Genomic DNA, 5,611 nt, shown 5'->3' on the forward strand with positions numbered 1-5,611 from the left:
CTCTTCGAGCACGCCGCCAAGTGGCGCGTGCTGCTCAAGGCCGCCCGCGCGGCCACCACCGGGCTGGGAGACCAGCCCAGTGTGGCCCGCTACGAGTTCACCGCGCTCAAGCCGATGCCCTACCAGCTCGACGGAGAGGTCCACTCCGTCCCGGCGAACACCACCGTACGGGTCGAGTCCGCCCCCTCCGCCCTCACCGTGATCGGCTGACCGACACGAGCATCACCATTCCAGCCCCTGCCCTGGCGGGTGCCACCTCCACCTTCCCTGCCGATGACTGTCGAGAACAGGAACGATGACCACCACCCTTAGGTTCGCCCCTGCCTGCGGGCCCGTTCACGGCTGGACCGACGGTGAGGTGATCCGGGCGAGTGGGATCCCCTATGCCATGGCCGGCCGGTTCACCGTCCCCGGCCCGGCGCCCGATTGGGTGGAGCCCTTTGCGGCCACGGCCCCGGCCCCGGCCTGCCCCCAGGTCCGTTCCCCCTTCCTGGAGGAGGTCCTCGGCGGGGCCATGGCCGGTCTGCCCCGGGACGAGCAGTGCCAGCGGCTGTCCGTGACGCTGCCCCGCGACGTGGCACCGGATGAGAGGCTGCCGGTGATGGTGTGGATCCACGGTGGTTCCTACACCACCGGGGCCGGGGACGCCGCGATCATGGACCCGGCCCGGCTGGTCGTCGAACAACGCGTGGTGGTGGTGACGGTGACCTACCGGCTGGGGTTGTTCGGCTACCTGGGCTCAGGCCACCACCGCCCGGCCAACCTCGGGTTGCTCGACCAGCTTGAGGCCTTCCGCTGGGTGCAACGCAACATCACCGCCTTCGGCGGGAACCCCTGCAATGTCACCGCCTTCGGCCAATCCGCCGGGGCGGACGCGGTGGCCCATCTGATGGCCACCCCCGAAGCTCCCTCACTGTTCCGGCGCGCCATCCTGCAGAGCCCCCCTCTGGGCATCACCCGCGGCCGGGCGGCGATGAACGAGGCCATGAACCGTGCAGCTGAGATCGTCACCGCCGACATGTCCGCCAGTGAGGTGGTGGTCCTCCAGGCCGAGGTCGCAGCCCACGCCGCCTCCTTCGGGCTGATGGGCGCGATGGCTTTCGGCACCCAGTACGGCCACCACCCCCTGCCCGCCGAAGACAAGGTCGAGGCGGCCTGGGAGACGGTGGCCCCGCACATCGACGTCCTGATCGGTCACACCACCGAAGAAGCACGACTGCACATCCCCACCGCCACGACCCTGCAACCGTGGATCCGCCTTCCCCTGCTCGGGCGTCTGGTCCGCCGCGCCGTGGTGGGCTACGTGAGCGCAGCCGTCTACACCCGGGCCATCCGCCGGTTCGCCACCCGCCACACCCGCGCCGGAGGCACCGCCCACACCTACGAAATCTCCTGGGCCGCCCCCGGCAACCCCTACGGAGCCGCCCACGCCATCGACCTGCCGCTGCTGTTCGGCCACGAGCACACCTGGGCCGACACGGGATTGGTCGCCGGCGCGACGTGGGAGGAGATCGACGCCCACGGCCGGCAGCTGCGCCGGTTGTGGGCCGATTTCGCCCGCGGCATCCCGCTGGGTGAGAAGGGCCGGATCCCCGGGGCGCTGCGCTACCGGCGTGCTCAGGACCTGCCCTGGGCGTCGGTGATCGGCCGAACCGGTCCCGTCAGTGACAGCGGTGCCCCAGTGCCGCACCCGCGGTGTCATGTGAGCGATGAACACCCTGGTTCCTCGCACCGATGGAACATCGCTCCGCGCCCCATCGGCGGATCTCATGAACGCATGGACTCGCCCTCGGCCTCCCGGTGAGTTCTGGATCGGAGCCAATGCCCTCCCCAGTCGGGTTCTGCCCCATGAGGCTAAGCGCACAGGGTTGATGGAGATTGCACCTGTGCGGCTGCCCGGGGGGCGGGGGCCGTTGCTCGATGTCCGGGAAGCCTTCCATGGTGGCCCACGTTCAAGAACGGGTACCAGCATTCTGTCTTCACCGTGCCCTGTGCGGGCAGGAGAACCCACCGACTGGCGATTCTTCCCCTCTCCCCATCGTGGAGGAGGCCTTCCCCGATTCATCAGACGAGGAGACGGGCGCACTCCTGGCCTGCCTGCGGCAACTCTCCTAGCCTGAGAGCAGGTCCAGCAGCCGGCCACACCTCTCTCGAGGCTCAGGAGCCCTGTCGTGGAACTTCAACTTTCCGTTTTCGTCGAGGTCACCCTGGACGAGAAGCTAGCGCGCCTGGTGATCAGCGGGCACCTCACCGAAACGAACCAGCACCTGTTGCACTCGTTGATCCACCGCACTCGGACCCCTGCCTCCCGAACCCAGGTCATCATCGACCTCACCGCGCTCACACACTTCGAGCCCGCAGCCTTGGACCTGCTGCGCTGGGAAACAGAGCTGGACCAACCGGGACACCTCACCCCGCCGGTGCGTCTTACCTTGCTCGACCCACCACCGGCCAGCAATTCCCCGGGCCACCCCTGAGAGCGGAACGTAACCCCTACTGCAACGGGCAATGGGCCTAGCCAGCATGTCCGTTAGAGCTTCAGAAGTTCCCTGATGAAGCTGGGAGGTGGTGCACCAGCATGGTTGGCGTAGGGCCGCTCCACACCGTCCATGACGTGTTGTTCGAGCTGGTGTTCAACCGGTCGCGGGTGGCGGCGAGGCGGAGTCCGGTGCGGGAGTCTTCGTCATTTGATCGTCAGGCGGGCATCCTGCGCAGGGTGAGGTAGGAGCCGATCGCGAGCAGAGCGCTCACCAGGACGGCCCACATCGTCAGGCCCAGGGAACCGGTCTCGGCGAGCCACGTCCAAATCTGTGGCCACGCATGTTGCCGGGTCACGAAGGCGATCAGTCCCACCAGGATCAGGGCGATCCCGAGCATGACGATCACGAGCGTGGTCGTGCCGAAGCGCTTGAAGATCGTCGCGAACCAGAACCCGATGATGAAGAACAGCATCGTGGCCACGAAGTACGTTAGGCCCGCCGCCAGTGGCCCGGCCTCCCACACCCAGTCGAGGTAGGCGAAGTACCCGTTCATGCCGTATCCGTTCGTCGCCTGCTCGATCAGCCCGAGCAGCACGAACACCAGCGACATCCCGAGACCGCTCACCGCCGCGGCGGCGAGGGAGCCGAGGTAGAACTCCCGGCGGGTGAGACTCATCGCCTGCGAGAACGGAAAGGTCAGCGTCATGGCTTGGACGCCGACGACGAGGAAGTACCACAGCGGTGCCTGCGAGCCCCCGCCGATCTTGACGTCGGTGCCGCCGGCACTTTGGATGATCCAGTAGATGAGCAGCGTGAGCACCCATGCGCCGCCGAGCACAAGAGCCGGCACCCAGACGAACGTCTGCGTGTTCACGAACTGCAGTCGCACCACGTTGAGGGTGCGGCGGCGCACCGCGGCAGGGCGGGTCACGCTGCCGGCGTCGAGGGCGGTCATCGGAGTGCTCCTTCCTGGCTGGCCGCGGCGGAGGTGTCGTGGCCGGGGGAGCGCCGCTGCGTGCGGCGCACGATGAGCTGCTGCAGGGAGACGGGCGCGAGCTCGAGTCCTGCCGCGGTGAGGGCGGCGCGCTCGGCCTCGTCGAGGCGGCCGAGGAAGGTGACGGAGGCGACACGGCCGAGGCTCTCGCGGTGGATGACCTCGCGGCCGCGCACCGCGCCCTCGACCGCGGCGGCGTCTCCGACGACGTTGGTGGCCTGGGCGCGGGCGTCGTCGGTGGACTCGTCCATGATGATCCGGCCCGCGTCGATCACGAGCACCCGCTCGAGGAGGTTCGCGACCTCGTCGATGAGGTGGCTCGAGAGCAGCACCGTGCGCGGGTGCTCCGCGTAGTCGGCCAGCAGGCGGTCGTAGAAGATCTGCCGGGCGACGGCGTCGAGGCCGAGGTAGGGCTCGTCGAAGAAGGTGATCTCCGCGCGGGAGGCGAGGCCGATGATGACGCCGACGGCCGAGAGCTGCCCGCGGGAAAGCTTCTTGATCGTGCGCTTGAGCGGCAGCTGGAACTCGTCGATGAGCTCGTCGGCGAGCTCCTGGTCCCACCGCGGGAAGAAGAGCCGCGCCGAGGTGAAGGCATGGCGCGCGGTGGCGTCGTCGGGGTACTTCTGGCTCTCGCGCACGAAGCACATCCGGCTGAGCACCCGGGCGTTCTCGTAGGGGTCCGCGCCGAACACCCGCGCCTGCCCGCTGGTGGGCAGGTTCTGTGCGGTGAGGATCGACATCGCGGTGGTCTTGCCGGCGCCGTTGCGCCCCAGCAAGCCGTAGATCGTGTTCTCCTGGACGTCGAAGCTGACGTCGTCGAGAGCAAGCTTGTCCTTGTAGCGTTTCGTGAGGTTTCGGACCTCGATCACGGGGTTCATGCTGTCCTCCGATCCGATGGGCCTTGCGGTGCTGCCGGTGTGGCACCGGCGCGGACGAGATCGGCAACGTCGTCGGGTCCGAGCCCGATCTTGCGTGCCTCGGCCAGCAGGGGTTGCACGTAGCGGCGGGCGAAGGCACTGCGCCGTTCCGCCAGCAGGAGGTCGCGGGCGCCGGGAGCGACGAACATGCCGATCCCCCGGCGCTTGTAGAGCACTCCTTTGCCGACGAGCGTGTTGATGCCCTTCGCGGCGGTGGCCGGATTGATGCGATAGAAGGCGGCGAGCTCGGTGATGGACGGGGCTTGAGCCTCCTCGGCGAGGCTGCCGTCCACGATCGAGTCCTCGACCTGCTCGGCGATCTGCACGAACAGGGGCTTGCCCTCTTCAATCACGGCGACCTCCGAGCCAGCTGGTTAATTACTCTACTAGTACACCGCAGGAGCGAGGGGGCGTCAAGGGAGGCGAGGGATCCCGGCCGTCTCCCCACCGCAGTACCGCCGCACGCCCAGCCCACCCCAGCGTGAGAGGACGTGAGCACAGGCGTGGCATCGCCAACACGAGCACCACTGACACGAACTGCACACCAGGCGGTGGTAGTGGGACGTCTCCGTGGAACTCGGGTCCGAGCCCAGTGCGCGGCACCGGCTATGCCAATGGACGGAGGGCAGTTTGTCAGGGCCGATCCAGCACCACTCCGAAACCGCGACGGCAACAAAGCGCCCGTTGCGGGAGCTCCCAGGTGCGCCAGACGTGGGCAACCCGCCATATACCCAAGTCGCGGTCGACCTGAATGGCCAACGCCCCTGTCTCGAGCACTCAGACCCCAACCCGGTTCTGGGAATCAACGAATCTGGGAATCAATGAAGGCGGGGCGCCGCCCTCCCAAGTCCTGACCAACGGCCCAGGCCTCAATCACCGATTCGATGATGCGATGGCATTCGATCCCCAGCTCCACCCGAACCAGGGCAGCCACGATCGGGGAAATCATCGACCCCATCGGGGTGTCGGTGTCCAGATCCCCCCTCCCAGGTTCAGCACCCGCAGCCCCGCTCCCCTGCCCCGCAGTACACCGGCGAAGGCCAACATGTTCTGCGTAGGCCGACGATGCCCACATGAGGAACCCTGGGTTCTTGCGGTGGTTGCAACACTGAGCCTTGGGGGTGGTGTTGTGGACGAAACCTCAAGGGACGGTGCCTGAACTTCCTCGAGCGGGAGGAGATCGCCCTGCGCCGGGCGCAGGGACAGTCACTACGCGAGAT

The 5,611-nt window shown here is 67.7% G+C and carries 6 protein-coding genes and 1 pseudogene; 3 read left to right on the plus strand and 4 right to left on the minus strand.

All coding sequences use genetic code 11. The features are described 5' to 3' along the window. From RE027_RS17590 to RE027_RS17600, 3 genes and pseudogenes are all read left to right on the plus strand, one after another. Positions 1 to 210 (plus strand): annotated as a pseudogene (locus RE027_RS17590) (diacylglycerol kinase); the annotation flags it as partial. Positions 211 to 295: 85 nt separating this feature from the next. Next, the gene (locus RE027_RS17595) at positions 296 to 1,804 is read left to right on the plus strand and encodes a carboxylesterase family protein (protein ID WP_368809595.1); all 1,509 of its coding nucleotides are present in this window, start codon (positions 296 to 298) and stop codon (positions 1,802 to 1,804) included. Between the two features lie 367 nt (positions 1,805 to 2,171). Next, on the plus strand, positions 2,172 to 2,477 hold the full coding sequence (locus tag RE027_RS17600) for a hypothetical protein (RefSeq protein ID WP_368809596.1): 306 nt from the start codon (positions 2,172 to 2,174) through the stop codon (positions 2,475 to 2,477). 217 nt (positions 2,478 to 2,694) lie between these two features. Here the strand turns inward: RE027_RS17600 and RE027_RS17605 are convergent, their stop codons facing one another. The 4 genes from RE027_RS17605 to RE027_RS17620 all read right to left on the minus strand — a co-directional run bounded on the left by RE027_RS17605 (position 2,695) and on the right by RE027_RS17620 (position 5,340). Continuing rightward, on the minus strand, positions 2,695 to 3,435 hold the full coding sequence (locus tag RE027_RS17605; RefSeq protein WP_368809597.1) for a hypothetical protein: 741 nt from the start codon (positions 3,433 to 3,435) through the stop codon (positions 2,695 to 2,697). Next, positions 3,432 to 4,352 carry an ABC transporter ATP-binding protein gene (locus tag RE027_RS17610; RefSeq protein ID WP_368809598.1) on the minus strand — a complete coding sequence of 307 codons (921 nt, stop codon included), beginning with the start codon at positions 4,350 to 4,352 and terminating at the stop codon, positions 3,432 to 3,434. Before RE027_RS17610 ends, RE027_RS17605 begins: the two co-directional genes overlap by 4 nt. Further along, the gene (locus RE027_RS17615; RefSeq protein WP_368809599.1) at positions 4,349 to 4,744 is read right to left on the minus strand and encodes a GntR family transcriptional regulator; all 396 of its coding nucleotides are present in this window, start codon (positions 4,742 to 4,744) and stop codon (positions 4,349 to 4,351) included. Before RE027_RS17615 ends, RE027_RS17610 begins: the two co-directional genes overlap by 4 nt. 449 nt (positions 4,745 to 5,193) lie before the next feature. After that, entirely contained in the window at positions 5,194 to 5,340 is a 147-nt protein-coding gene (locus RE027_RS17620; protein WP_368809600.1) for a hypothetical protein, read from the minus strand. Positions 5,341 to 5,611: the final 271 nt, after the last annotated feature.

Origin of the sequence: Kocuria sabuli, from assembly GCF_040981185.1 — a bacterium.
GTDB classification, from domain to species: domain Bacteria; phylum Actinomycetota; class Actinomycetes; order Actinomycetales; family Micrococcaceae; genus Kocuria; species Kocuria sabuli.

What these genes read in the sequence shown, in the direction of transcription:
- RE027_RS17595 (WP_368809595.1), top strand. Translation starts at nt 296, where the DNA reads ATGACCACCACCCTTAGGTTCGCCCCTGCCTGCGGGCCCGTTCACGGC.
- RE027_RS17605 (WP_368809597.1), bottom strand. Translation starts at nt 3,435, where the DNA reads ATGACCGCCCTCGACGCCGGCAGCGTGACCCGCCCTGCCGCGGTGCGC.
- RE027_RS17610 (WP_368809598.1), bottom strand. Translation starts at nt 4,352, where the DNA reads ATGAACCCCGTGATCGAGGTCCGAAACCTCACGAAACGCTACAAGGAC.
- RE027_RS17620 (WP_368809600.1), bottom strand. Translation starts at nt 5,340, where the DNA reads ATGATTTCCCCGATCGTGGCTGCCCTGGTTCGGGTGGAGCTGGGGATC.